The 26894-nt window shown below is 63.9% G+C and carries 22 protein-coding genes and 1 riboswitch; of the genes, 8 read left to right on the forward strand and 14 right to left on the reverse strand.

What is annotated here, in order from left to right; genetic code table 11:
* The first annotated feature begins 295 nt into the window (after positions 1–295).
* The 3 genes from BN69_RS01590 to BN69_RS01600 all read left to right on the forward strand — a co-directional run bounded on the left by BN69_RS01590 (position 296) and on the right by BN69_RS01600 (position 2533).
* Positions 296–724, forward strand: coding sequence for a hypothetical protein (locus BN69_RS01590; protein WP_244435009.1), 429 nt, complete (start codon positions 296–298; stop codon positions 722–724).
* 166 nt (positions 725–890) lie between these two features.
* Positions 891–1820, forward strand: coding sequence for a hydroxymethylbilane synthase (gene hemC / locus BN69_RS01595; RefSeq protein ID WP_014889789.1), 930 nt, complete (start codon positions 891–893; stop codon positions 1818–1820).
* Positions 1817–2533 carry a uroporphyrinogen-III synthase gene (locus BN69_RS01600; protein ID WP_051013219.1) on the forward strand — a complete coding sequence of 239 codons (717 nt, stop codon included), beginning with the start codon at positions 1817–1819 and terminating at the stop codon, positions 2531–2533. Before hemC ends, BN69_RS01600 begins: the two co-directional genes overlap by 4 nt.
* On the opposite strand, the gene BN69_RS01605 is transcribed toward BN69_RS01600, so the two are convergent.
* The 5 genes from BN69_RS01605 to BN69_RS01625 all read right to left on the reverse strand — a co-directional run bounded on the left by BN69_RS01605 (position 2509) and on the right by BN69_RS01625 (position 9761).
* On the reverse strand, positions 2509–4059 hold the full coding sequence (locus tag BN69_RS01605) for a serine hydrolase (RefSeq protein WP_014889790.1): 1551 nt from the start codon (positions 4057–4059) through the stop codon (positions 2509–2511). The genes BN69_RS01600 and BN69_RS01605 overlap by 25 nt on opposite strands.
* Before the next feature lie 43 nt (positions 4060–4102).
* Positions 4103–5512, reverse strand: a complete 1410-nt coding sequence (gene cysG / locus BN69_RS01610) for a siroheme synthase CysG (RefSeq protein WP_014889791.1) — start codon at positions 5510–5512, stop codon at positions 4103–4105.
* A gap of 144 nt (positions 5513–5656) precedes the next feature.
* Positions 5657–8224, reverse strand: a complete 2568-nt coding sequence (locus BN69_RS01615; RefSeq protein ID WP_244435010.1) for a TonB-dependent receptor — start codon at positions 8222–8224, stop codon at positions 5657–5659.
* A 311-nt stretch (positions 8225–8535) separates the two neighbouring features.
* Positions 8536–8934 carry a cytochrome c-554 gene (locus tag BN69_RS01620; RefSeq protein WP_014889793.1) on the reverse strand — a complete coding sequence of 133 codons (399 nt, stop codon included), beginning with the start codon at positions 8932–8934 and terminating at the stop codon, positions 8536–8538.
* A gap of 203 nt (positions 8935–9137) precedes the next feature.
* Positions 9138–9761 (reverse strand): alpha-ketoglutarate-dependent dioxygenase AlkB family protein, encoded by a 624-nt coding sequence (locus BN69_RS01625; RefSeq protein ID WP_014889794.1) that lies wholly within the window; start codon positions 9759–9761, stop codon positions 9138–9140.
* 291 nt (positions 9762–10052) lie between these two features.
* Here BN69_RS01625 and BN69_RS01630 point away from each other — a divergent pair, with 291 nt between their 5' ends.
* Positions 10053–11627 (forward strand): ATP-binding protein, encoded by a 1575-nt coding sequence (locus BN69_RS01630; protein WP_014889795.1) that lies wholly within the window; start codon positions 10053–10055, stop codon positions 11625–11627.
* Positions 11628–11690: 63 nt separating this feature from the next.
* On the opposite strand, the gene BN69_RS01635 is transcribed toward BN69_RS01630, so the two are convergent.
* The 3 genes from BN69_RS01635 to mog all read right to left on the reverse strand — a co-directional run bounded on the left by BN69_RS01635 (position 11691) and on the right by mog (position 13819).
* Positions 11691–12314: a 2,3-bisphosphoglycerate-dependent phosphoglycerate mutase gene (locus BN69_RS01635; RefSeq protein WP_014889796.1), complete on the reverse strand. Its 624-nt coding sequence runs from the start codon at positions 12312–12314 to the stop codon at positions 11691–11693.
* 15 nt (positions 12315–12329) lie between these two features.
* Entirely contained in the window at positions 12330–13136 is an 807-nt protein-coding gene (dapB, locus tag BN69_RS01640; RefSeq protein ID WP_014889797.1) for a 4-hydroxy-tetrahydrodipicolinate reductase, read from the reverse strand.
* A 137-nt stretch (positions 13137–13273) separates the two neighbouring features.
* On the reverse strand, positions 13274–13819 hold the full coding sequence (mog, locus tag BN69_RS01645; RefSeq protein ID WP_014889798.1) for a molybdopterin adenylyltransferase: 546 nt from the start codon (positions 13817–13819) through the stop codon (positions 13274–13276).
* A 341-nt stretch (positions 13820–14160) separates the two neighbouring features.
* Between mog and BN69_RS01650 the strand changes: the two genes are divergently transcribed.
* Complete coding sequence (locus tag BN69_RS01650; protein ID WP_014889799.1) at positions 14161–14604, forward strand: septal ring lytic transglycosylase RlpA family protein; 444 nt, start codon at positions 14161–14163, stop codon at positions 14602–14604.
* Between the two features lie 369 nt (positions 14605–14973).
* Positions 14974–15396 carry a type II toxin-antitoxin system VapC family toxin gene (locus BN69_RS01660; RefSeq protein ID WP_041926755.1) on the forward strand — a complete coding sequence of 141 codons (423 nt, stop codon included), beginning with the start codon at positions 14974–14976 and terminating at the stop codon, positions 15394–15396.
* 284 nt (positions 15397–15680) lie between these two features.
* Here the strand turns inward: BN69_RS01660 and thiC are convergent, their stop codons facing one another.
* Positions 15681–17516: a phosphomethylpyrimidine synthase ThiC gene (gene thiC, locus BN69_RS01665; RefSeq protein ID WP_014889802.1), complete on the reverse strand. Its 1836-nt coding sequence runs from the start codon at positions 17514–17516 to the stop codon at positions 15681–15683.
* Positions 17517–17614: 98 nt separating this feature from the next.
* Positions 17615–17708, reverse strand: a riboswitch (TPP riboswitch).
* Positions 17709–17792: 84 nt separating this feature from the next.
* On the opposite strand from thiC, the gene BN69_RS01670 reads away from it, so the two are divergent.
* Both BN69_RS01670 and BN69_RS01675 read left to right on the forward strand, forming a co-directional pair.
* Positions 17793–20330, forward strand: coding sequence for a cation-translocating P-type ATPase (locus BN69_RS01670; protein WP_014889803.1), 2538 nt, complete (start codon positions 17793–17795; stop codon positions 20328–20330).
* Between the two features lie 206 nt (positions 20331–20536).
* Positions 20537–21928 (forward strand): OmpP1/FadL family transporter, encoded by a 1392-nt coding sequence (locus BN69_RS01675; RefSeq protein ID WP_014889804.1) that lies wholly within the window; start codon positions 20537–20539, stop codon positions 21926–21928.
* 86 nt (positions 21929–22014) lie between these two features.
* Here BN69_RS01675 and BN69_RS01680 read toward each other — a convergent pair whose 3' ends face one another.
* From BN69_RS01680 to pdhA, 5 genes are read right to left on the reverse strand one after another with little or no spacing between them, the layout of a single operon-like run.
* Positions 22015–23157, reverse strand: a complete 1143-nt coding sequence (locus BN69_RS01680) for an Mrp/NBP35 family ATP-binding protein (RefSeq protein ID WP_014889805.1) — start codon at positions 23155–23157, stop codon at positions 22015–22017.
* A 52-nt stretch (positions 23158–23209) separates the two neighbouring features.
* Positions 23210–23434 carry a GDCCVxC domain-containing (seleno)protein gene (locus tag BN69_RS01685; protein WP_041926756.1) on the reverse strand — a complete coding sequence of 75 codons (225 nt, stop codon included), beginning with the start codon at positions 23432–23434 and terminating at the stop codon, positions 23210–23212.
* 11 nt (positions 23435–23445) lie between these two features.
* On the reverse strand, positions 23446–24381 hold the full coding sequence (locus BN69_RS01690) for a 2-oxo acid dehydrogenase subunit E2 (RefSeq protein ID WP_014889807.1): 936 nt from the start codon (positions 24379–24381) through the stop codon (positions 23446–23448).
* Between the two features lie 2 nt (positions 24382–24383).
* Positions 24384–25856, reverse strand: coding sequence for a pyruvate dehydrogenase complex E1 component subunit beta (locus BN69_RS01695; protein WP_014889808.1), 1473 nt, complete (start codon positions 25854–25856; stop codon positions 24384–24386).
* Between the two features lie 12 nt (positions 25857–25868).
* Positions 25869–26873: a pyruvate dehydrogenase (acetyl-transferring) E1 component subunit alpha gene (gene pdhA, locus BN69_RS01700; RefSeq protein WP_014889809.1), complete on the reverse strand. Its 1005-nt coding sequence runs from the start codon at positions 26871–26873 to the stop codon at positions 25869–25871.
* Positions 26874–26894: the final 21 nt, after the last annotated feature.

Raw genomic sequence — 26894 nt, forward strand, 5'->3', positions numbered from 1 at the left:
GCCGTATGGCGGGCAGGTGAAAAAATGTGGTCGTTAAAGGGTTTACATCAATAATTCTTAGCTGTTGGGAAATAACAACGTATACTAATGCAGCGCTAAAGATAGCTCCATTAAATTTCTAAGAATTCGTTGGCGTCCCTCTTGACACGATCTCGATAGATACAAGTTGGGTCAGCAGATCGTTGCTCCTCCAACGACGCACATATCTTGAGCTGAGTAGAATTATGGCTAAGGCGAAGAGGTAATTAGCGTCCCGGTTGAGGTTGCTCTCGGTCTAAACTGTATGGAGGTGAAAATGGCGTCGAACAAAATTAAAGCCTTGGCGTTAACGTCCACGATTGCAATGGCCGCCGTGATCGGCTCCACGAGTCTGGCCGAAGCGCGCTACTGCAGGGCTCATTACGGCTGGCATCGGCACTGCGGCGGAACCCACTGGGGCTATGCGCGTCCGGTGCGCACCTATTGGGGTTACGCGGCGCGGCCCACCTATTGGGGCTACTCGTATCGTCCGATGCGCTACTCCCGCTGCTATCGGCCGGGCTATTACGGCTACGGAGCCGGCTATTACGGCGCCTCCTGGCCGTCTTATTATGGTTGGGGCGGCTCCCCGGGCTATTACGGGTATGGCGGCGGCGGCCTGCTTGGCGCAGGACTTGGCGCGGGTCTCGGCCTCGGCGCCGGTCTTGGCGCGGGCATCGGCAGCGGCCTGTTTGGCTGGTGGTGATCGGTTAGCATGCCGCGAGCAGCGTAGAGTACGCTCGCGGAGCTAAAAAGGAACGTCCGCTCCGACGAGCGGACGTTCGCTTTTCGAGGAACGCCGGCGCCACGCCGCTTCCGCTTGCCCTTCACGCGCGCCCGCCTATAGTCGCGCGGATAACGGCCGGCGGATCATGACATCTCCCCCTTCCCTTCGCATTGGAACGCGCGGCAGTCCGCTCGCCCTCGCCCAGACCCATATGGTTCGGGCGGCGTTGATGCGCGCGCATGGCGGAAGCGAAGCGGACTTCCCGATCGAGATCATCCGCACGACGGGCGACCAGATCCAGGATCGGCCTCTCTCTGAATCAGGGGGCAAGGGGCTTTTCACCAAAGAACTCGATTCAGCGCTCATCGCCGGCGCAATCGATCTCGCCGTGCATTCCTCGAAGGATCTGCCGACGCATTTGCCAAGCGAGATCGTCATCGCCGGCTATCTGCCGCGAGAGGATGCGCGCGACGCCTGGATTTCGCGCGGCGGGCTCGCGCTCGATGCGCTTCCCGCCGGCGCCGTGGTCGGAACCGCCTCGCTGCGCCGCGCCGCGCAGGTGAAGCGCCGGCGACCCGACCTCGAGACGACGCTGCTTCGCGGCAATGTCGAAACTCGTCTGAAGAAGGTTGAGAACGGCGAGATCGACGCGACTCTCCTCGCGCTCGCGGGATTGAAGCGGCTGGGTCTCGCCGATCGCGCCACGGCGCTGCTTTCCTTGGAAGAGTTTCCGCCCGCTTGCGGACAGGGCGCAATTGGCCTCACGCGGCGGGCCGGCGACGACGCCACGCGCGATCTGCTCGCGCCGCTCTTTGACGAAGCGACCAGCTTCGCGCTCGCCGCCGAACGCGCCTTCCTTGCGGCGCTCGATGGGTCCTGCCGCACGCCGATCGCCGGCCATGCGCAGGTTCACGGCGCGGAGCTGTCCTTCGTCGGCGAAGTGCTTCGAGCCGACGGCGCGGAAGCTTATGTCGTGCGCCGCCACGGCCGCGCGATCGACGCCGCGCTGATCGGCGCGGACGCCGGCAAGGAAATCCTGCTGCGCCTGCCGCATGGCGTCGCGGGGCTTATGTGAATCTTGTCCTGGTGCTGCGCGCGGCAGAAGACGCCGCGCGCACCGCGGGGAAGCTGCGGGCTCTTGGTTACGCCGCCGTGCTGTCCCCCGTGCTGGAATTCGCCGCCACACACGCGATCATTCCCTGCGACGATTACGACGGCGTCATCGTCACGAGCGCGAAAGGCGTCGAATTCGCCGGCGATGCGCGCCAGCTCAGAGCGGCGCCGCTGCACGCCGTCGGCGAGAAAACCGCCGAAGCGGCGCGCGCGCGCGGCTTCCAACCGGATATTGTCGCCGGGAACGCCGAGGCGATGCTTCCGCGTCTTCTCGAGCGCTATCAGCGTCCGGCGGTTTTCCTTTATCTGGCCGGGCGCGACCGACAGCCCGTTCTAGAGGCGGGTCTGCGAGGCGCAGGCCACGACGTCCATACGGTGGAGGTCTATGACGCGCGGGCGGCTCAATCGCTGACCGCCGAGGCCTTAGCCGCCATCGCCGCGCGGCGCCTCATCGCCGCCCTGCACTATTCCCGGCGCAGCGCGGAAATCTTCCTGCGGCTCGCGCAGGCCGCCGGCGTCGCCGAGGCGTTGCGCGACATGACGCATGTCGCGCTGTCGGAACATGTCGCGGCGCCGCTTCGAAAACTCGGCTTGGAGACGCGCGTCGCGGCGAAGCCGGACGAAGAACATCTGCTGGCGCTTCTCTCGACTCAGCTGCGCAGGAAGACGCCTTGACCATTCGCGTTGAAATAGTCGATGACGACGCCGCTCGCCTTCTCGCCGCCGCTTCGAGAAAACCTCACCGGACTGACCCCGCTGGCGTTTTCTCCTGGCGGCTGAAAGGTGAAAACGTCGCCTGAATAGTGACGCAGCGGATAGGGCGTGGGCCTCGGGCCCAGCGTCAGCGAAAGCCCGTCGGCCGTTTCGACGACCCCGATGGGTCCGTAAAGCTCATTACGGTAGGCGCCGACATATGTCGCGCGCGGCGCGCGCGCCGGCGCGCTGGCGAGCGGTTTTGCGTAATCGGCGTCCCGACCATATGTGGGGACCGCCATCTGCGCAAAAGCCTCGCCAAAGAGCGCGAGCCAGTCCCGTTCGATCTTCCCCGTCAGGACGATGTCGAGAAAGCTGCGGCAGATGGTTTCCGGCGCGCCGACCGGCGCGGAATTGCTGAGCACGACAACGCCGAACCGCTCCGCCGGCATGACATAGACGCAGGTCGAGGCGCCGAGTGAGAATGCGCCCGAATGGCTCCAGCGCACCCGCGCCGGACCGCCATAGTCGATGTCCCAACCCAGGCCGTAAAAGGTTGGTCCGCGCATCGGGTCATGGGCGGGTCCCGTGGCGATCTGCGGGAAATGCGTGTCTGCGAGCGCCTCCGGCTTGACGATCTCGCGGCCGTCGAGCGCGCCGCGGCCGAGTTGCATCCGCACCCAAGTCGCCATGTCGCGCGCCGACGCCGACGCGCCGCCCGCCGGCGCCTGGGCGTCGGGATTTCGCGGTTCGCCGACCACCCATCTGTCGCCGCGGCGCACATGGCCGAATGCGCGGTTCCTGCGCGCGGCGAAATCGGCGTGGCGCGAACTGGCGTTCGCCATTCCAAGCGGCCTGTAGAGGCATTCGTCGCAAATATCTTCCCAGGACTTACCTGCAGCTTTCGCCGCCGCGAAGCCCGCCGCCGAAAACCCCATATTGTTGTATGCGTAATGCGTGCGAAAGCTCGTGTCCGGTTTGATGAAGCGCAGCCGGCGAATGATTTCGTTGCGGTCGTAGCCGATGTCTTCGACAAGGTCGCCGGCATGGTCGGGTAGTCCGCTTCGATGGCAAAACATGTCGCGCAGCGTGATCTCGCGCGTGACCCAAGGATCGCTCATCGCGAAATCCGGCAGGCTCCGCACGATCGGATGATCCCACGAAACGACGCCGTCTCCGACGAGGCTTGCGACAGCCGTCGTCGAGAGCGGTTTGGAAAGCGAGGCGAGCTGGAAAACCGTGTCGGGGTCGACGCGTTCGGGCGCGCCGGCGCGGCGCACGCCGAATCCTTTCAAATAGAGCACGCGATCGGGCGAGACGACGGCCACCGACATTCCCGGCACGCCCGTCTTTCTCATGACGTCGACGACGAGCCCGTTGAGTTCGTCCAGATGTTTTTGGTTCGGCTCGCGAAGGGGCGACGGTTTGGAATGGGCCTTGGCGAGCGCTTTGGGAGACAGCAAGCCGAAACCCGACGCAAGCAGCGCGGATCGTCTCGTGAAAGGCATCGTCCTTCTCCGCTCGCGCTTCTTTCAAAACAATAGCGCGAAATCAGTTCTCCGCCAGCGCCCAGCCGATCAGCACCATCACCGGACCGACGATGGTCTGTTCCGCCGCTTTACCCGGCAAATCCGCGATCGTGCCCTTGACCACCCGCTCATGCGGCGTGGACGCGCGTTCAATGAGGAAGGCGGGCGTATCATGCGACATGCCCTCCTGCAGCAAACGACGCGACAATTCCGGCAGCGTGCGGTTGCCCATATAGACGGCCGTCGTGGCGCGTTCGTCGGCGAGCGCGCCCCAATCGAAGTCCTCGGGAAATTCGCCGTCCTTCGTGTGCGCGGTGATGAATTGCAAACGCCGGGCCGTCTCCCGGCTCGTCAGCGAGGCGCCGATCGCGGCGCCGCCGGCGCAGGCGGCGGTCACGCCGGGCACAATCTCTATCGAGAAGCCTGCCTCGCGCAGCGCGGCGATTTCCTCATTGGCGCGCCCGAAGATGAGCGGATCGCCGCCTTTCAGCCGCACGACATTTTTGCCCTCGCGCGCGAGTTCGACAAGCAGAGCGCTGATCTCTTCCTGCCGCACCGAGGGCGCATAGCCGCGTTTGCCGACGTTGATGCGGGTCGCTTCGCGGCGGGCGAGATCGAGAATGCTCGCGGGAACGAGATCGTCGAAGAGCACGACGTCGGCGCCGGCGAGCGCACGCATGCCCTTCAGCGTCAGCAGTTCCGGGTCGCCAGGCCCTGCCCCAACCAGCGTGACGCGTCCGCGCGCCGTGGCCTCGGCGCCGGCGCGCGCCTCTTCGATCAGCGCCGCGCGGTCATCCTCTTGCGGCGCGCGCTCGATGTCGCGGAAGGCGAGCCGCGTGAAGCGGCGCCAGAAATCGCGCCGCGCCAGAAAGTCGAGTCCGGACGCGCGCACCAGCGGCCGCCAGGCCTGCGCCGCGCGCGCCCACGCCTGAAACGTCGCCGGCACCAGCGTCTCGATTCGGCCGCGCACCGCCTGGGCGAAAACCGGCGACGCGCCGCCGGTCGAAACGCCGATGACGAGCGGCGAGCGATTGACGATGGCGCCCATGATGAAATCGCTGAGCGCAGGCCGGTCGGCGAGATTGAGCGGCACGCCGGCCGCGCGCGCCCACTCATGGACCTGACGCGCGAGCGAATCGTCCTCAATCGCGCCGAGCCCCATGGCGGCGCCGGCGAAATCGTCGGGCTCGACGGCGCGCTCGTGAATGGCGACGTTGCCGCGCGCCGCGCCGATCTCGCGAAGCTTGTCGCTGGGCGCAGGCGCAAAAACGTCGACCCGCGCGCCGGTCGCGGCCGCCAAATCGACCTTCCAGGCCGCCGCTTCGCCGCCGCCGACGACGAGCACGCGCCGCCCGGCAAGGGCGTAGAACACCGGCAGGGTCGCCAGCGGCTGCATCAGATCGGCGGATATTTCGTCGGGCTTGCGGGTCACGGCGCCCTAGGTGCAGGACCAGCGGGCGTGGCGCAAGAGCTTTAACTCGGCGCCGCTCGCCTGTGCGGCTTCGAGAGCGCGCACATTCGCAGGCGCCAAGGCCGTCCATGCGCGCCCATCCGCGGGCCGGCGAAGTTTCGCCGGCTAGAACCTCGCATTGACAGTGACATAGGCCGAGCGCGGAGCGCCGGGCATGATGTTGTTGTTGTTGTGCGCCGAGGCGTAGTAGTACGCGCCGGTGAGATTCTCGATGTTGAGCTGGCCGGAGATGTTTTCCGTCACCTTGACGAAAACCGCGCCATCGATGCGTGCGTAACCGGGCACGATCACCCTGTTGTCGAGAGACGGATAGAAGCTCGAAGCATAGATCACGCCGGCGCCCAATCCGAGCACGCCCGGGCCGCCGCCAACGAACGACGACACATCGTAACGGTTCCAATACGAGAACGTGTTTCTTGGAACCGACGGATTGACTTTGCCGACATCCGTCAGGAAGGGCTGCCGCGGATTGAAGGCGGAATTGCTCGACACCACTCGCGCGTCCTGGTTTCCATATCCAAGCGAGACCTGCCATTCGTCGGTCACATTGCCGGTGAGTCCCAGTTCGGCGCCTTGCGTGCGCGTATTGGCGAGAACGGAGGTCAGCGCAGTCAGCGTCAACGCCTGGTTCGAACGGTTCAATTGATAGATCGCGCCCGTGAACAGCAGCGTCGGCAGGAGCTGCGCCTTGAAGCCGAACTCGATATTTTCGAAGCCCTGCGGCGCCAGACTCGCGGCCGACCTCGGCAGCTGATTGAACTGATCGCCCGACTGCGGCAGGAACGAGCGCGAATAGGTTCCGTATAAGGAGACGATCTCCACGGGTTTGAAAATCAGACCGAATCTCGGCGACCATTTGTTATCGAGGCGGCTCTGATTTTCGAAGGTGATCCCGTCGTTGAACCTCATATGGAAGCTGTCGAACCTGACGCCGGCGAGAACATCGAAATATTTGGTCACCTCGATCTGGTCCTGCACATAGGCGGAGCCAATGTCGAGGTTCGTGTTCCAGCGCCGCGTCGCGGTATCAAAGAAATTGTCGAAGAAGACCGGAGCGTAAACTGTCGGCGCCCAGAACGGCGTCGTCAGCCGTCGCGGCCCGTTGAGCGGATTGTTGAAGCGCGAGATGTCTCTTCCGGTAAAAGACCATTGATTGCCAAACTCCGTCCCCACGAGCATCAAGTGGCGGATCTCGGGCGTCATCTCAAATTTATAGGTCAAGTCCGTCTGATTGAAGATATTGCGCCGCGGCGTCGGCGCGAGATAGCCGTCGAGTCGCGCGACGCCCACCGGCGTGATCGTCATCGGGCTTAGCCCGTTCAACGCCGGATTGAGTTGTTGCGACACCTGTCCCAGCGTCTGATCGGGGAATGTGTTCTGATATAGCTTGTCGTAATTCGCCCAGGCGAACTGATTGCGGATGTTCAACCCGAACTCAGTCGTGTGATCGATCACGAGAGCGGCGCGGTCCATGTTGATTCTGGAGTAGTTCACGTCGCGCACGGACGGATTGCCGACGCCGAAGAAAGCCGAACGCGGGGTTGGCAACGGATAGCCCGGGTAAATATTCTCGCCGAGGAACTGGAACCCGCCGAAGGACGGCACGCCGCGATCCACCGTGCGCCGATCGCGGAAATGCTCGTAATTGAACAGCACGAAGGTGTTCTCGAAAGGCTTCCAACTCACCGCGGGGTTGACGCCCCATCGCTCGAGCTTGTCGAAGTCGCGATAGCCGTAGGACTGTTCATAGAGGGCGTTAAGACGCACGGCGACCTGGTCGGTGATCGCCCGTCCAAAGTCGGCGGTGACGCGCTTGCGGCCAAAACTGCCGCCGACGACCCGCAGATCATTTATCGTTTCGCCGTCGGCCTTCTTGGTGACGCGGTTGACCACGCCGCCGCCGCCGCCGCGGCCGAAGATCAGCGCGCTGGGGCCTTTGAGCACTTCGACGGCCTGGATGTTATAGAGATCGCGATAGTATTCCGCGTCGTCACGGATGCCGTCGATGTAGAAATCCGCGGTCGTGTTCTGTCCGCGAATGGTGATCTGATCGCGGTTTCGCTCGCCCTGCGCCACCGTCACGCCGGGGACGTAGGCCAGCGCATTTTCCAGTGCGAGACTGTTGCGATCGTCGAGCTGCTGTCGCGTCAGAACCGTGACCGACTGCGGTATGTCGAGGATCGGCGTATTGGTCTTCGTAGCGGTTGAAATTCGACCTGCGAAGTAGCCGTGAACGTCGGTCGGGTTACGGCCGACATTGGCGACAGCCGCGGCAAAGGCCGCGCTGCCCGCCCCGGTCGAGGCCGCGCCGGCAGTCCCGGTCGATACGGTGGACGCTGTGACCACAGCGGAGCGCACGGGCGCGACCCGAGCGCTGCGTCGCGCGCCCCCAACGTCGATGGGAGGCAATTTTTGCGCGCCGCTCGCGGAGCGCGCCTGCGAGGCGACGGGCTTCGGCTTCGCCTGCGAGACCGCGCGCGGCTTTTCAGGCGGCGCCTCGACTCGTATGGGCGGCAGGGGCCCGGATTGGGATTGCGCAACAGCAGGAAGCGTGGGCGTCAACGTGGCGGCGAGAATGAGGGCGCCGACCGAAGCCGCGCCTCTCCCTCCGTCCACCGCGGGAGGAAGGGCGGCGAAGCGCGCGCGTCGCGATGTCGATTGTTTCCGAATCATGTCTGCCCCTGGTTGTGAGCCAGGAGAACGTCATTTTCTTTTTCAGAACGGTCAATTACGCGGCTCGGCCGCTTGGAAAGCTTCTATGCGAATATTTAAGATTGTAACTGAGTGTTGCCGAATTGCGACATAAAGGAGGTTTTGACTGGAAGTCTTACAAAGACGAAATCGTCGCTTTTTATTGACTGTTGTATTTTTGATTCAGTCGCGCCTCGGGGCCCGCGCCTGATTTTCTCCTCATCCAAGAGCGCAACAAAAAAGGCGGCCCTGAGAACAGGACCGCCAGCAACGTTGCGTCAGATGATGCGCGCTTACTTCTTCTTGCCGTCGGGGCCGAACTGAACGAGATAGGCCCACACGTTCTCCTGGTCCGCTTCGTTGGGCAGGCCTTGGAAGATCATCTTGGTGCCGGGAATCTTCGCCTTCGGATTCTTGATGAACTCCTTGAAGCTGGCTTCGTCCCAGACGATGCCGGAATTCTTGTCGGCCTCGGAATAGTTGTACCCCTCGACGGAGCCCGCCTTGCGGCCCTCGATCCCGTTGAGTTGAGGCGCGACGGCGTTCTTGGCGGTTTCGCCGACCTGATGGCAGGCTTTGCACTTGGCGAAGATCTTTTCGCCCGCAGCTGGATCGCCGGCGGCGAGAGCCTGGCCGGCGGATGCGGCGAAAGCGACGCTCGCGGCGAACGTCAGCAGGGAAATTGTCTTCATCCTTGTTCCTTTCCTCATCCGGCGTTCGCGTCGCGCCCGCCCTTTTTAAAAACGCGCCCGGCCAAATATTGGCGCCTCGCCGACGCTCTTTAGACGGGTTGCAAACTACAACGAAGCCGGCGTTCAAGACAACTACGTCGGAGGTTACGTTCACTGTTCGGGACATTATCCCGGAAGCGGTGAACGCCCGCTGAACCCTTGGCTTAAGTGACGCGCCGAAGCGTCAAATTGACGCGAACGCCGAACGCCGCCAGCGCGTCCGGCAAAAGCGGGTTGAGCGTCGGCAGAATCCTGTCCACGCCGTGATAGCGCATCCGCGCGGGTCCAGAGAGCACGAGCGCATCTCCGGAAGAAAGCGCCAACGCCATCGCGCTGTCGCTGCGTCGCGTTCCGCCAAGTCTAAAGCGGCAGTCCGCGCCAAACGACAAGGAGAGAATCGGCGCGGCGAAATCCGATTCATCCTTGTCCTGATGAAGGCCCATGCGCGCCGTTGCGTCATAGACGTTCACCAGACAGGCTTCCGGCGGCTTGTGGTAATGCGCGAGTTCGCTCCACAATTCGAGAAGCTTTTGGGGCATCGCCGGCCAGGGACGCCCTGTCTGGGGATGGCGCGGCTCGTAGCGGTAGCCCCGCTCCTTGTCGCTGACCCAGCCAAGCGCGCCGCAATTGGTCATACGCACCGACATGGGGGCGCCGGTCTTGGGCATGGTCGAAACATAAAGCGGCGCGGCCGCGATGACCTGCGCGATCTCTTCGGCCAGCGCCCTCTGCGCCGCTGCGTCGAGAAAGCTCGGATAGTGGAACGCGCCGGGCGCGATTTCAGGCATGCAGCGACATGTGGCGCCGAACGGGCGTGTCGTCTATCCGGCGCTATGGCTGAAAGGCACTCGCGCAAGCTGAACCAATTTGCAGCGCATTGTGGGTGAGCAGCATTTCGACCGAAATGTTGCTGGGTGCCGCAGCGACAACGATCGTGCTAGGAAGATTAAAGCGGGGTCTCTCCTGGGGGGCAAAGGCACAGGCGCCATTAAAAGCATTCGCGCAAAGCAACGCTGAAGGCTTCGTCCGTCACGCGCTCAGCTCTCAATGCTTCGCAATACTTCTCTGGAGCTGGTTACATGCTGTCTGCACTGAGCGAGTGGCTCTTTGACACCTCTGGCCTGTCGCCGCATGGTTACTGCTTGCTGTGGGAACCGGGGCTGATCTGGCTCTATGCGGTTTCCGACGCCATTATCGCTCTGGCGTATTTCTCAATCCCCCTGACGCTCGTGATCGTGGGAAAGCGGAGGAGCGATCTCATATTTCGGCCGCTGTTATGGCTGTTTGCCGCGTTCATCCTGCTGTGCGGCATGACGCATCTGTTCGATCTTTTCACTCTCTGGACCCCGCTCTATGGCTTGCAGGGGCTCGTCAAAGCGGCGACTGCGATCGTCTCCGTCGCGACGGCGGTCGCGTTATGGTGGGCTATGCCGAATTTTCTCACCCTTCCTTCGATGGAGCAGCTACGTCACGCTAATGCTGCGCTGCTCGCGAGCGAGGAGCGGCTGCTCCATGCGCAAAAAATGGAAGCGCTCGGCCAGCTGACCGGCGGCATCGCGCACGACTTCAATAATGTGCTTCAAGTCATCGTCGGTTCGCTTAATGTGATCGAGCGCCAGATTACGCTTGGGCGCGCGAACGCGATAGACCGGCCCCTGTCGGCGATACGGAAAGCGGCGACGACCGCCTCCAGCCTCACCAACCGCATGCTGGCCTTCTCGCGTCGACAGACGTTGTTGCCGCGAGAGATCGACCCCAACAAGCTCGTGGCAGGCATGGAGGAAATGCTGCGCCGAACGTTGGGGCCCGAAATCCATCTGGATCTAAGCTTGGGCTGCCGCTGGAGCGTGAGCTGCGATCCCTCCCAACTCGAGAGCGTCTTATTGAATCTCGCAATCAACGCTCGGGACGCCATGCCGCAAGGCGGCGTGCTCAGGATCGCGACCGCCGATCGGACGTTAGCGAGCGATTCTTCCGATCCCGATGTTGAGCCAGGAGACTATATTGAGATCGAGGTGACGGACAGCGGCGTGGGGATGAGTCATGATCTGCTCAGCCGCGTTTTCGAACCGTTTTTTACAACAAAGCCCCCGGGACAGGGGACGGGTTTGGGCCTGTCGCAGGTTTACGGCTTCGTCAAACAATCTGGCGGGCACGTGCGACTCGAAAGCGCCTCGGGCGAGGGGACCAGAGCGCTAATTTATCTGCCGGGACACGCTCTGCTTCCATACCCAGCCGCCAAAGACCAGCGGACGACCGGGATGAAATTCGATTCCCCTTGCGCTGCGAAGCGAGGAAAAACCCTGGTCGTCGAGGATCAAGAGGAGGTGCGCTCTCTAATTGTCGGCGCCATCGCTGAAATGGGCTACAATACAATCGAAGCCGGCGATGGGACGGCAGGACTGAAAATAATAGAATCAGGCGAGCCGTTGTGCCTCTTGATCAGCGATGTTGGCCTTCCTGGGTTGGGCGGACTTCAATTGGCTGACGCCGCCCGAGCCGCGCAACCTGATCTGCCGATCCTGCTGATCACCGGATACGCGGGTAAATCGACGGAGACATTACAGCTGGCCCCGAATATGGAGCTTTTGCGCAAGCCCTTCACGCTCGATGAATTGGCCGAGAGGGTTCAGGCGATGTTCAAAGGGACCTGAGTGACCCGACTTGCGACGCCGTCCACACGGCGCTGAGTCAGGATGCTTCCCGCCGCAAGCGCGCTAAGCCAACACCGTCTTCGACGCCACCGTCGAATCGGCGTTCAGCTGATAGATAATCGGAACGCCGGTCGTGAGCTCGAGGGTCGTCACGCTCTCGGGCGTCATCTGCTCCAGCACCATGCAGAGCGCGCGCAGCGAATTGCCATGCGCCGCCACCAGGGCCCGTTCGCCGCGCATCACGGGCGGCAGAATGCGCTGGACGTAGAAGGGCACCACCCGCGCGACCGTGTCCTTCAGGCTTTCGCCGCCTGGAGGCGGCACGTCATAGGAGCGTCGCCAAAGGTGCACCTGCTCTTCGCCCCATTTGTCGCGCGCCTCGTCCTTGTTGAGCCCGGAAAGATCGCCGTAATGGCGCTCGTTCAACGCGCGGTCCTTGATGGTCGGGACACTCGTCTGGCCCAGCTCCTCGAAAATGAGATCGATCGTGTGTTGCGCGCGCAGCAAAGCGGAGGTGAAGCCGACGCTGAAGAGAATGTCCCGCTTCTTCAGCTCGCGGCCGGCGCGGCGCGCCTCTTCGACGCCGAGCGGCGTCAAATCGGGGTTTTTCCACCCCGTGAAAAGGTTTTTGGCGTTCCACTCGCTTTGACCGTGGCGAACCAGAACGAGGGTGCGATTCATGCTCATAAATTCTCGTCGATATCAGGCGCCGGAAAGGCCAAGCACGTCGGCCATGGAGTAGAGCCCGGGGGCCTTCCCGCGGGTCCACAGCGCCGCGGCCAGGGCGCCGCGGGCGAAGACGCCCCGATCCTCGGCCCGGTGCGAGAATTCGATGCGCTCGCCGGCCCCGGCGAAGACGACCGTGTGGTCGCCGACGACCGTGCCGCCGCGCAGGCTCGCAAATCCGATCTCGCCGATCCGCCGCGGACCCGTCAAACCGTCGCGTCCGCGCGCGCTGTTGTCGCCGAGGTCGATTCCGCGACCGTGCGCGACCGCCTCGCCGAGCAGCAGCGCCGTTCCCGATGGCGCATCGACTTTGAGGCGGTGATGCATCTCGACGATCTCGGCGTCCCATGCCGGTCCAAGCGCGCGCGCCGCGCGTTCGACAAGCACGGCGAGGAGATTGACGCCGAGGCTCATATTGCCGGAACGCACGATCGCCGTTTCCCGCGCGCATTCGGCGATGGCGGCGAGATCGTCCTGAGACAGTCCGGTCGTGCCGATAATATGCGCCACACGGGCCCGCGCGGCGACGCGGGCCAGTTCCACGCTGGTGCTCGGAGACGAAAAGTCGACGATCGCGTCAGCGTCGCCGAGGGCGGCGCCGACGTCGCTGGTGATCGGCACGCCGTTGGGCGCCGCGCCGCCGCTGTCGGCGCCGAGCGCCGCGGAGCCGGGACGCTCCAGAGCGGCAGTCAGTCGGACGCCCAAAGTATCGGGGATGATCTGGGTCAGCATCCGGCCCATGCGGCCCGCCGCGCCGACTACCACCAAACGCAGTTCGTTCATGTTCAGTCGCCCTCGCCTCCCGCAGCTTAGCGGCTTCGATTCGCATTTCGTGACGCGCCATTTTCCTATACAGGCGAGGCGCCGCGATGAGAAGCGCGCAGCTTGGGCCCGACGTCGGACGCTGCCCGAACGGGCGGTTATTTTGCTTTGGGACGGAAACTTGCGACACGCGCCGGATCGGTCTCGATATAGGCCGCGCCGATAAGATCCAGGCAGTACGGCACCGCCGGCATGACGGCGTCGAGACAGAGTTCGATCGCCCTCGGCTTGCCCGGCAGATTGATCACCAGACACTTGCCGCGATGGGCGGCCACTTGCCGCGACAGGATCGCCGTCGGCGTCTGCGCCAGCGAGACTTGTCGCATCCGCTCGCCAAAGCCGGGCAGTTCGCGCGGGCAGGCTGCGAGCGTCGCTTCGGGCGTCAGATCGCGGGGACTCGGGCCCGTGCCGCCGGTCGTAACGATGAGGTCGCAGCCGACAACGTCGGCCAGGTCGATCAGCGTGTCGCGCACGCTTTCCAGCCCATCAGGAATGATCCGCCGCTCGATGCGGAAGGGCGTCGTCAGCGCCGCGCGCAGATAGGCCTCGATCGCCGGACCGCTCTCATCTTCATAGACGCCGGCGCTCGCGCGATCCGAGGCGGTGACGACGCCGATGATCGCGGCGCGCTTTTCGTCTGTCATTGGCGAGTCTCCCGGCGCGCATGTTTGCCGCCTCCGCCCGCTCTTGTCACTCCCCCGCGCCGCAGCGCTTAAGCTAGTATAGATTGCACATATATCGCACAAAATGCAACTCTGCAAAGACCTGTAACGACAAGAATTTGAATAAATCGACTCGCTATCGAGAATATTGTGCGCTGCGTCGAACATATGCGCCAGGATATTGCCAGCACATATTTTGCCACAATTCACAATTAACTAATTTGACTTCGCCTCCATTCAGACGGATGGAAACTGTGCGCTTGACGAAGCGAATGCGCTCGTCAGCTTCCTTCACGCATTGTGGGTAAACGGAGCAATCCTGAATGAATCGTATCTGTGGCGTAATGACGATCCTTGCACTGACGACCGCGCCGGCTCTGGCGCATCACGCCTCCCGTCATTCCTCGCGCCATGCCTCGCACGACGCCTCGCACGATGCTTCGCGCCACGCGGAAGCTTCGCAGGGTTTCACCGCCAACGCGTCATTCTACGGCGGCGGCCCGCGCCGCTACGAACCCAACAGCCACACCGCCAATGGCGAACTCTTCAACATGTGGGACATGACGGCCGCCCACCGCACGCTGCCGATGGGCACGCGTCTGCGCCTGACCTACGCGGGGCGTTCGGTGGTGGTGCGCATCAATGACCGCGGACCGGCGGCCTGGACGGGACGCAGCCTCGACGTGTCGCGCGGCGCGGCGACCCAGCTCGGCCTCATCGAACGCGGCACCGGACAGGTGCGCGTCGAGGTGATCGGAAAGAGCTAAGCAATTTAAAACGCCCGGCTTCGGCCGGGCGTTTCCCATGCCTGTTTTTGACATACAGACATATAGACGTTATGTCACTCGTGTGACTGAACGAACCACCGTCCGCCTTCCAGAGGATCTCCTGCGTCGCGCGCGCCAAAGAGCGGCGGCCGATGATCGCACCTTGACGTCGATGATCGAGGAAGGTCTTCGCCTTGTCCTTGCGGGAGAACGGCACGCCTCGCCGACGCCGCCTCGCTACGCGCGGATTAGCCTGGAGACGGGAGGCCCCGCGAGAGGCGTAGATTTTCCCAGATTGCGCGATGTCGACGAGCAGGACGACATCGAGCGCCATGAGCGCCTCAAATCGCAATATAGCCGTTCAGAAAATTGAATCTAGCCGATGTCAATGTGCTCGTAGAGGCGTTTCGAGCCGATGCGCCTCGTCATGCACATTGTCGGAGATGGCTTGATGACGCTTTCGATAGCCGCGCGCCATTTGCTGTATCACGCCTCGTTTTGAGCGCAGTCGTACGGATTACAACCAGCACGAGGTTCTATCAATCGCCGAGCTCCCTTGACGAAGCGTTCGGCTTTTGCGCGGACATTCTCGCGCAGCATAATTGTCGTCTCGTCGAGCCAGGCGACGGCCATTGGCGAATTTTTGAGCGCCTCTGTCTCGAGACGCAGACGCGCGGACCCATGGTGACGGACGCCTGGTTCGCTGCGCTCGCCATCGAGTGGGATTGCGAGTGGATTACGCTCGACCGCGATTTCGCGCGCTTTCCGGGTCTGCGATGGCGCGCGCCGTAAGCCGCCTCACGACTCCTTCACGTAAACCGCAACATCAAATCGGCGGTCCGACATTAATTTCATCCTGAAAGCGCGGGCAACAAAAGCATAGCTTTACAATTCAGCCGCGCAATCCTTTCTCAGAATAGGAAAGATAAGAAAAAACGCGCGCAACCCTCTCCCATCGGGAGAGGGTCGGACCGAAGGTCCGGGTAGAGGGGTGGGCGCTTTGCCGGAAAGGCGGACCCCTCACCCGGCCGCCTTCGGCGTCCACCCTCTCCCACAGGGAGAGGGTTACGCGCGCGCTAGGGGAGAAGGGTTTCCTTCACATAAATCTCCGCGCCCTTCTCCAAAAATTCCGCGCTCTTTTCGGCCATGCCCTTCTGGCGTTCGATCTCCTTCGCCTCTTCGCGCAGATCGCGGGTGATCTGCATCGAACAGAATTTCGGCCCGCACATCGAGCAGAAATGCGCGACCTTATGCGCTTCCTTTGGCAGCGTTTCGTCGTGAAATTCGCGCGCCGTGTCGGGATCGAGGCCGATCTCGAACTGATCCTCCCAGCGGAAGTCAAAACGCGCGCGGCTCATCGCGTCGTCGCGTTCGCGCGCCGCCGGATGGCCCTTGGCGAGATCGGCGGCGTGCGCCGCGATGCGATAGGTGATGACGCCGGTCTTGACGTCGTCGCGATCCGGCAGGCCGAGATGCTCTTTAGGCGTTACGTAACACAGCATAGCGGTGCCGAACCAGCCGATCATCGCGGCGCCGATGCCTGACGTGATGTGATCATAGCCCGGCGCGATGTCGGTGACGAGCGGGCCGAGCGTATAGAACGGCGCCTCGCCGCAGACCTTCAGCTGCTTGTCCATATTGGCTTTGATCTTGTGCATCGGCACATGGCCGGGGCCTTCGATCATGACCTGACAGCCCTTGTCCCAGGCGATCTTCGTCAATTCGCCAAGCGTCTCCAGTTCGGCGAATTGCGCGGCGTCATTGGCGTCGGCGTTGCAGCCGGGGCGCAGACCGTCGCCGAGCGAGAAGGACACGTCATATCTGCGCATGATGTCGCAGATCTCGTCGAAGCGCTCGTAAAGGAAGCTCTCCTTGTGCTTCGACAGGCACCAGCGCGCCATGATCGAGCCGCCGCGCGAAACGATGCCGGTGACGCGGCTCGCGGTCAGCGGCACATAGGCGAGACGCACGCCGGCGTGGATGGTGAAATAATCGACCCCCTGCTCCGCCTGCTCGATCAGCGTGTCCTTGAAAACTTCCCAATCGAGCTTCAGCGCGTCGCCGCCGACTTTTTCGAGCGCCTGATAGATCGGCACCGTGCCGATCGGGACGGAGGCGTTGCGGATGATCCAGTCGCGGATGTTGTGAATGTTGCGGCCGGTGGAGAGGTCCATCACCGTGTCGGCGCCCCAGCGGATCGCCCACACCATCTTTTCCACCTCATCGGCGACGGAAGACGTGACGGCCGAATTGCCGATGTTGGCGTTGACCTTGACGAGGAAATTGCGGCCGATGATGACCGGCTCGAGCTCCGGGTGATTGACGTTCGCCGGAATGATGGCGCGGCCGCGCGCGACTTCCGCGCGCACGAATTCGGGCGTGACGAATTCGGGAATGGCGGCGCCAAAGCTCTCGCCGTCGGCGATGCGCTCCCTGGCGACGTCGAGCGCGCGCTCGCGGCAGAGGTTCTCGCGATGCGCGACATAGATCATCTCTTCCGTAACGATCCCGGCGCGGGCGAACTCAAGCTGAGTGACGGGCTGCGCGCCCGATGCGCGATAAAGCTTGCGTTCGGCCGGGCAAGGCGGGACGAGGCGTTCGCCTTCGGCGAAGCCGTTGTCTTCGGGCTTGACGCCACGTCCCTGGTAGGGCTCCAGACCGGCGCGCGTCGCGAGCCAGGGACGCGCCGAGGGCAATCCCGCCGAAAGGTCGGGCGTGAAGGATGCGCAGGCATAGGGTCCTGAAGGGTCGTAGACCCGAAGCGGCGGCTCGCCGGCGGACGGGTTGAGCGCGATCTCGCGATAGGGAACGCGAATGTCGTCGCGGCCAATGGGCGAGGAATAGACCTTGCGCGATGTCCCGATCGGCCCGGTGGTGACGCTCGCCGGCATGCGCTTGTCGTGGATATTCATGATCGCGCTCCTTCATCGCGCTTCGTCAAGGGAAGCGGACGCTGAGTCACGAAGACGAAGGAGGGATGCGCTATCACAGCGTCGACGCGAGGCGCCGTTCGCTTCTTCGCTGGCCTTCCCTACGCCGGCATGACCCGGATCAGGTTCGACGGGTGCTTCTCAGCCGCGCTTGCGGCGCCCCTCGCCATTATGGAAAAATTACCGCGTTCACACTCGTGTCGCAAGCTCGCGTGGCGATACCGGCAAAATAGCGTATAGCCCCGACGAGCCCAGACTATGAGGAATTTAAGTTTTCAGGGCCTGACGTCGGAGGAAGCCGAGAGGCGTCTTGCCGAATACGGGCCCAACGAGCAGCCAAGAGCGCCCCCGCCGGGCATATTCGCGATTGCGCTGCGCACGCTGAAGGAACCCATGTTCTTTCTGCTCGCGTCCGCCGCGTTGCTCTACCTTTTCGTCGGCGATCTGGGCGAGGGCCTGTTCATGGTCGCCGGCGCGGGCGCCTCGATCACGCTCGTTGTTCTGCAGGAGCTGCGAACCGAGCGCGCCCTTCAAGCGCTCAACCGACTGGCCGAACCCACCGCGACGTGTCTGCGCGACGGCGTCGAGCGGCGCATCCCCGCGCGCGACCTGGTCCCGGGCGACGTGATCCTCGTCGGCGAGGGGGAGCGCGCGCCCGCCGACGCGCTGCTGATCGGCGGCGACGCGCTCGTCATCGACGAGTCCCTCCTCACGGGCGAGTCCGCCCCGGTGACGAAATCTCTCGCAAGGCAAGACCGCGCGGCGGAGTTTCCCGATCCTGGCGGCGAACATACGCCCTTTCTTTTTGCGGGAACCATGATCGCGCGCGGATCGGGATTGGCCGAGGTCGTGCGCACAGGCGCGCGCACGGCGATGGGCCGTCTCGGCGCCTCGCTCGCCGCGATAGAGGCCGAGCCCAGTCCCCTGCAGCAAAGGACCGGCAGGCTGGTCGCCATGCTCGGCGCCTTCGCGCTCCTTTTTTGCGTATTGGTGTTTCTCGCCTATTGGTTCGCGCATGGCGACTGGTTCGAAGGCGCCATCGCCGGCATCACGCTCGCCATCGGCCTTTTGCCGGAAGAATTTCCGATGGTGCTGGCGATCTTCCTCGCGCTCGGCGCCTTTCGGCTGGCGCGCCGCAACGTGCTCGTGCGTCGTTCTTCGGTGACCGAGACGCTGGGCTCTACGTCGATTCTCTGTGTCGACAAGACCGGCACGCTCACCCAGAACCGCATGCGCGTCGCCTTCGCTATTTCCGAGAGCATCCAGGCGGTCGATGCGCCGCTCGCGGATGCGAGGCGACGCATGCTGATCCGCGCCGCCTTGCGCGCTTCGTCGGCAAATCCCCTCGATCCCATGGATCGCGCCGTGCACGCCTTCGCGGCGGAAGGGGGCGTCGTATCCGAAGCCGCCCCCCTTTGCAGCTTCCCGATCCGCCCGGACCTGCTCGCCTTCATTCAGTGCTGGCGCGATGCGTCGGGCGAGAGCTACGCCGCGAAAGGCGCGCCGGAAGCAATCTTCAAACTCGCGCGAGTCTCGGACGCAGCACGCGCACGCCTACAGACGAAAGTCGAGGATCTGGCGCATCGCGGCCTGCGCGTGCTTGGCGTCGCGGAGACGGCGCCGCTGCCGCAAGCGCCGCCGCCGGAAGCGGCGTCATTCGATTTCATCGGTCTGCTGGCCTTTGAGGATCCGCTTCGCGAGGATGTCCCCGCAGCCGTCGCGGCCGCGCGGCGCGCGGGCGTCGCCGTGGCGATGATCACGGGCGACTATCCTGCGACGGCGCTCGCCATCGCGCGGCAAGCCGGCATCGATTCTGAAGCCGGCGTGCTCACCGGCGCTGAGATCGCGGCGACGCCGAACGAACTTCGTCCCGAAAAAATCCGCAACATGCGCGTCTTCGCCCGCGTGACGCCGACAAGCAAGCTGGCGCTGGTCGAGGCGTTCAAAGCCGACGGCCATATCGTCGCCATGACCGGCGACGGCGTCAATGACGGGCCGGCGCTCGCCGCCGCGCATATCGGAATCGCTATGGGCCAGCGCGGCTCCGACGTCGCGCGCGAAGCCGCGCACATCGTGCTGCTCGACGACAGCTTTGCGTCGATCGTCGCTGGCGTGGCGTTGGGGCGGCGCATCTTCGCTAATCTGCGCCGCGCGCTTACCTATGTGACGGCGATTCATATTCCGATCGCCGGCGTCGCCCTGACGCCGATCCTGCTGGGGCTGCCGCCGCTGCTGCTGCCGGCGCATGTCGTGCTGATGGAGCTGATCATCGACCCGACCTGCGCGCTCGTTTTCGAGTCGCAGCCCAATGAGGCCGACGCCATGCTCAAACCGCCTCACCGGCGCGATGAGCCGCTTTTTGGTTCGCGCGAACTCTGGCTTGGCTTCGTCCAGGGCTTCGTCGTCTTTCTGACCGTCATGTCGGTCTACATCATTGACGATGGATTTGGCGCGCCGGAGCCGCAGGCGCGCGGTCTCGCCTTCGCAACCCTCGTCGTCAGCAATCTCGTGCTTGCGCTCTCGGATGCGCTTCCGCGCGGCGCCTCGCTGTTTTCACGTGACAATCTGCCGTTCTGGGGCGTCGCCTTCGCGGCCGGCGCGATATTGACGGCCAGCCTTTACGCGCCCGTCATCTCGGAGCTTCTGCGCTTCGAGCCTCCCCCATGGCCAAAACTGGTTCTGGCGCTGACGCTCGCAGCGATTGCGGGAAGCTGGTACGGCGTCTGGCGTCGGTTGCTCTTTCCGGCGCCGAGCGCGCCGCGGGAAGACGCGGCCCTTACTGTCGATTTGCGCTGAGGCGCGCAAGGCGCAAACAGCACATGTGTTGCAAAGACGTTACAGAGACGAGAAATCTTTGCTTGTGAAGGCGAATTTGCCCCTAAAAGCGAGCGGGTCTTGTAATGTTTAACACACTGTAAAAAACGCGTCGAACTTCGGCGCGACATGCGAATGCCCGCCGATGGCGAGGCTCAAGAGACGGTTCGCCTCGGGACTCGCCGACAATGAAAAAACCAAATTCGCGCAGCTTCCTCTTCTCGCTGACCGCAATCGCAGCGCTTGCGCCTTCCTTCTCCTTCGGCGCCGACGGCTATTTCCTTACAGGCTACGGCCCGCGTCAGAGAGCCTTGGGCGGCGCCGGCGTGGCCGACTCCCGAGATCCAATGGCCATGTCGATCAACCCGGCCGGCATCGTCGGACTCGAGCGGGAGTTTCAGATCGGGATCGCCGCGAGCCTGCCCGAGCGCGGTTACTCAACCATAGGCCAGCCAGCTGTCCTGGCGCCCGGCGACGTGAGGAGCGGTCGACCGATCTTTCCGGTGCCAAACGCCGGCTATGTCCACCCGATTGACGCCGACTCCGCATGGGGCGTCGCGAATTACGGCAATGGCGGCCTCAACACCGCCTATGACTTTGGGCATTTCAAGCCTCCGGTTAAGGCGGGCCCGGGAGGCGCGATCACGGTCTCTCCTTCATTCGGCGGCGTCCTCGGCGGCGGCTGGGCGGGACTGGATCTGCAACAGTCCTTTATGAGCGCCACCTACGCCCGAAGATTTGGTCCGATCACCGTGGGCTTCGCGCCCACGCTCGCGATCCAGATGTTCAACGCGCAGGGACTGAAAATCCTCTCGCCCTACTCCTCCAACATGTACAACTTTTCCGACATGGCCTATGATTGGTCGGTCGGCGGCGGGTTCCGGGTCGGCGTCGAGTGGCGCGCGACGAATGAATTGCGCTTTGGCCTCGCTGGCGCGACGCCCATGTTCATGTCGAAGCTGCAGAAGTATCGGGGACTTATTGCGGACCAGGGCAGTTTCGACATTCCGGCGACGCTGATCGCCGGCGTCGCCTATGACGTTCTGCCCAACGTCACGCTGATGGCCGACTGGAGACACATCTTCTATTCGGCGACCACTGCTGGCAACGCGAGTTTTCCCATCTGGTACGGGTCGTTCGGCTCGTCCGGCGGCGCTGGCTTTGATTGGCGCGACACCGATTCCGCCTCCTTCGGCGCCGAATGGCGCACCGAGTCAAAGCTGACGCTGCGCGTCGGCTACCATTACTCGACCTTGCTGATGAGAGAGCGCTCCGCGACGCTGGCGGCGCTGGCGCCTCTTGTCGGCGCCCACGCCGTCACCGGCGGCTTCGGCTATCAGCTGACGAAGAATTCGTCGATCGATTTCGCCGCCCTTTACGACTTCAAGAACTCGGTCAGCTACTACGAGAACGCTCCCTTCGTCGGCCGCGCGTTCGCTCCCGCAATTCCACTGAATGCGCTCCCCCATTACAATACAAACGCCGTCATCACCGCCTGGGGACGCGCCACCCAGTTCACGGTCGGCTACAACTACAAATGGGACGCAGGCGATACGTCCTGGATCCCGAGTCATTTCTGAACGCTAGCGCTCCCTGACGGCCGCAGCGATCGGCCCGCCTGGCGCGCCTCCTGAACGGGAGGCGCGCTTTTTTTTGCGCCCTCGGCTCAGCCGACGACGATCTTTGGCGCAGCGCGCTGCTTTTGCGTTTCGAGCAGCGTTTTCACCTTCGCCGCGAGATTGAGATAGACGGCGGCCTGCGGGCTGTCGGGCTCGGCGCCCACCACCGGACTCCCGGCGTCCGAGGTCTGACGGATCTTGATGTCCAGCGGCGCCTCGCCAAGAAAAGGCACGCCCATCTGTTCGGCGTCGTGGCGCGCGCCGCCATGCGCGAAGATCTCGGAACGCCCGCCGCAATGGGGGCACAGGAAGTAGCTCATATTTTCAATGACGCCGAGGATCGGCGCCTCGACTTTCTGGAACATCGCCACGGCGCGCCGCGCGTCGATCAGCGCCAGATCCTGCGGCGTCGAGACGATCACCGCGCCCGCGAGCGGCACCTGCTGCGCGATGGTGAGCTGAACGTCGCCAGTGCCGGGCGGCATGTCGATGACGAGCGCGTCAAGTTCTCCCCAAGCGACTTCGCCGAGCATTTGCGAGATCGCCTGCGACACCATCGGACCGCGCCAGACCATCGGCACGTTCTCGTCGACGAGAAAGCCCATCGACATGATCTTCACGCCATAGGCTTCGAGCGGCGCGAGCTTGCCGCCTTCGACCTTGGGTTTGTCCGTCAAGCCGAAAAGCCGCGGCATCGAGGGGCCATAGACGTCGGCGTCGAGCAGGCCGACGCGCCAGCCCTGAGCGGCGAGGCCAAGCGCCAGATTGGCCGACGTCGTCGACTTGCCGACGCCGCCCTTGCCCGAGGCGACGGCGACAATGAAGCGGATTTTTTCGAGCGCCGGAATGCCGGCTTTTTGCTGAGGCGGCGGCGCGCCGGACCCGTGGGCATGCGCATGGCCATGGGCATGGGCTTGCGCTTGAGTCCGAGGCGGCGGCGCCTCGGGGCGCGCGGCGCGTTCAGCGGTCAAGGTCACGATCGCCTGCTCGATGCCGGGCGCCGCCTTGATCGCGCGCTCGGCCGCCACGCGCGCCGCCTCCCAGGCCTGCGTCTGGCTCGGATCGCCGGCCAGCGAAACGAAGGCTTTGGCGCCCGACAGATTGACGCCGCTTACCGCGCCGGCGAGCGGCGCGCCGCCCGGCCCGTAGAGCCCTTCCAGAGCCTTCAAAATGTCAGCTTCCGTCGCCACGCGCCCGCTCCTTGCCCGTTTAGAGCTTTTCCAGGCAAGCCATATGCCGCGATTAGCGCGCCCCGTCCATCGGACCGCCGCAGCAATCGCCCTCCCTCTGCACGGGCGGGCACGGAATGTCGCCATAAGAGCAGAACACGCAGCAGTCTCCCGTCTTTGGCGTCAGCCGGGCGCCGCAGGAGACGCAGACATGCACGACGACGCAGGCGTCCTGTGGCATGTCGAGCGTTTCGGCGCGCGCGCAGTGTGGACAGGTGAGGGTCGACTGAAGCTGCAAGTCGACCTCTCTCAGGCGAACATCATCGCCGGATGTTCGATGACATGTTTGAATTCGGCCAAAAGCTCGGCGCCGAGCGCGCCGTCGACGGCGCGGTGATCGCAGGACAGCGTCACGCTCATCATCGTCGCCACAACGGGCGCGCCGTTCTTGACGATCATGCGCTGCTCGCCCTGCCCGACCGCCAGGATCGTCGACTGCGGCGGATTGATCAGCGCCGTGAAACTCTGCACGCCATACATGCCGAGATTGGACACCGCCGACACGCCGCCTTCATATTCTTGCGGCTTCAGCTTGCGGGCGCGGGCGCGCCCGGCGAGCTCCTTGATCTCGTCGGAAATCTCGCGAACGGATTTCGCCTGCGCGTTACGGATGATCGGCGTCACGAGCCCGCCAGGGATCGACACGGCGACGCCGATATCGGAGGATTTGTGGCGCAGCAGCGCGTCCGGCGTGTAGGTGACATTGGCCTCGGGCTTGCGCTGCAGGGCGATGGCGAGCGCCTTCACGACGTAATCATTGACCGACGTCTTCCACGTCGGTTTGCCGTCGGACCCCAGCGGCGCGGCGGCGTTGAAATCCTCGCGCAGGCGCAGCAGCGCGTCGATCTCGCAGTCGACGTTGAGATAGAAAAGCGGAATGGTCTGTATGGCCTCGGTCAGCCGGCGCGCGATCGCCTTGCGCACATTGTCGTGGGGAATTTCCTCGTAGGAGCCGGCCTCGAAGAATTTGCGCGTTGCGTCCGCCGTAGGCGCCGCGGCGAGCGGCGCCGCTTTGGCCGTCTCGCCGCGCGCCAGCGCCGCTTTCACGTCGCGTTCGATGATGCGGCCATGCGGCCCGGAGCCTTGCAGCGCGGAAAGATCGAGTCCGCCCTCCTTCGCCAGACGGCGCGCGAGAGGCGAAGCGAAGATGCGCGGCGCGCCAGTGTCGGAAGTGACGAGCGCCATCACTAAGACCTGTAAAGGACGGCCTTCGCCGCCGTGACGACATCCGCGACGCTCGGCAAAGCGAGCTTTTCGAGATTGGCGGCGTAGGGCATCGGCGTGTCCTTGCCGGTGACGCGCAGCACCGGCGCGTCGAGATAGTCGAACGCCTCCGCCTGCACACGCATGGCGATCTCGGCCGATATTCCGCACTGCGGCCAGCCTTCCTCGATCGCGACGCAGCGGCCGGTCTTCTTGACGGACTCGATGATCGTCGCCGTATCCATCGGTCGCAGCGTGCGCAAATCGATCACCTCGGCGTCGATCCCCTCTTTGGCGAGTTGTTCGGCGGCCTGCAGCGCATAGGTCATGCCGATCGAGAAGGAGACGAGCGTCACGTCCCTGCCCGGCCTTGCGATGCGCGCCTTGCCGATCGGCAAGACAAAGTCTTCCAGCGCCGGCACTTCCGACGTCTTGCCGTAGAGAATCTCGTTCTCGAGAAACACCACCGGATTGTCGTTGCGGATCGCCGCCTTCAGCAGCCCCTTGGCGTCGCTGGCGTTCGACGGCGAAATCACGATCAGTCCCGGCACCTGGGAATACCAGGCGGAATAATCCTGGCTGTGCTGCGCGGCGACGCGCGCGGCGGCGCCGTTCGGCCCGCGGAAGACGATGGGACAATTGATCTGTCCGCCGGACATGTACAGCGTTTTCGCCGCCGAATTGACGATGTGGTCGATGGCCTGCATCGAAAAATTGAAGGTCATGAATTCGACGATCGGCCGCAGCCCGGCGAAGGCCGCGCCGACGCCGACGCCGGCGAAGCCATATTCGGTGATCGGCGTATCAACGACGCGTCTGGCGCCGAATTCCTGCAGCAAGCCCTGCGTGACCTTATAGGCGCCCTGATATTCGGCGACCTCCTCGCCGATCACGAAGACGCTGGGATCGCGCCGCATCTCTTCGGCCATGGCGTCGCGCAAGGCTTCGCGCATGGTCATCGACACCATCGTCGTGCCTTCGGGAACCTCCGGCGCGACGCGCGGGGATGGCTGCTCGGCGACGCTGGTCGCCTTGGGCGCGGGCGTCGCGGCTTTCACCGCGGCTTTGGTCTGCGCCTTATTGGCTTCGCCGGGCTCGTCCTGCGGCGCGGTCTGGCCTGGAACCGGCGGCGCCGCCTCGGCCTGTTTTTGCGCCTTGTCCTCTTCGCCGACGCGATCGTCCGGCGCATGGTCGGCGGTGTCGGCGACCTCTTCGCCCTCCTCGGCGATCACCGCGATCGGCGTGTTGACGGCGACATTCTCCGTCCCGCCCGGCACGAGGATGCGCGCCAGCACGCCTTCGTCGACGGCCTCGACCTCCATCGTCGCCTTGTCGGTCTCGATTTCGGCGATGACGTCGCCAGCTTTGACCGCGTCACCTTCGTTCTTGAGCCATTTGGCGAGCTTGCCCTGCTCCATCGTGGGCGACAGCGCGGGCATGAGGACATTCACGGTCATTCAATCAATCTCTCACGCCAGCACGTCCGTCCACAATTCGCTCGGATCCGGCTCCTTGTCCGCAGTGGCGAAATCTGCGGCTTCGGCGACGATCTTGCGCGCATTAGCGTCGATCTTCTTGAGTTCGTCTTCGCTCACGCCGTCGGCGATCAGCCGCGCGCGGACTTGCTCGATCGGATCATGCTCCTCGCGCATCTTCTGGACTTCTTCCTTGGAGCGATATTTCGCGGGATCGGACATCGAGTGGCCGCGATAGCGATAGGTCTGCGCCTCTATGAGATAGGGGCCGTTGCCGTTGCGGCACCAGTCGATCGCTTCGTCCGCCGTCGCCTTGACGATGCGCACGTCCATGCCGTCGATCTGCTTTCCGGGGATCGCGAACGCCGCGCCGCGTTTCGAAAAGTCGATCTGCGCGGAGGCGCGGGAGATCTCCGTGCCCATCGCATAGCGGTTGTTCTCGACGATGAAGACGACCGGCAGTTTCCACAGCGCCGCCATGTTGAAGGCCTCGTAAACCTGGCCCTGGTTGGAGGCGCCTTCGCCGAAAAACGTGAGGGACACGCGCCCGTCGCCGCGATAGGCGTTGGCGAAGGCCACCCCCGCGCCGATCGGCGCCGGCGCGCCGACGATGCCGTGTCCGCCATAGAAATTCGCTTCGCGCGAAAACATGTGCATCGAGCCGCCCTTGCCCTTGGAATAGCCGCCGCGTTTTCCGGCGAGTTCCGCCATGACGCGCCTGGGCTCCATCCCGGAAGCGAGCATATGTCCGTGGTCGCGGTAGCTCGTGGTGAACTGGTCGCCGTCGCGCGCCGCCATCTTGACGCCGACGACGACGGCTTCCTGGCCGATGTAGAGGTGGCAGAATCCGCCGATGACGCCCATGCCGTAGAGCTGTCCGGCCTTCTCCTCGAATCGCCGGATGAGCAGCATGTCGCGAAAGGCGGTGAGCTCCTGCTCGCGGGTGAAGGGGGGAATCGTGGGCGCGCTTGCTGGAACGACGCCGCTTTCCTCGACCATATTCACCGCTCCCGTCGCTAA

The sequence above is a fragment of the Methylocystis sp. SC2 genome (genome assembly GCF_000304315.1).
Taxonomy (GTDB): domain Bacteria; phylum Pseudomonadota; class Alphaproteobacteria; order Rhizobiales; family Beijerinckiaceae; genus Methylocystis.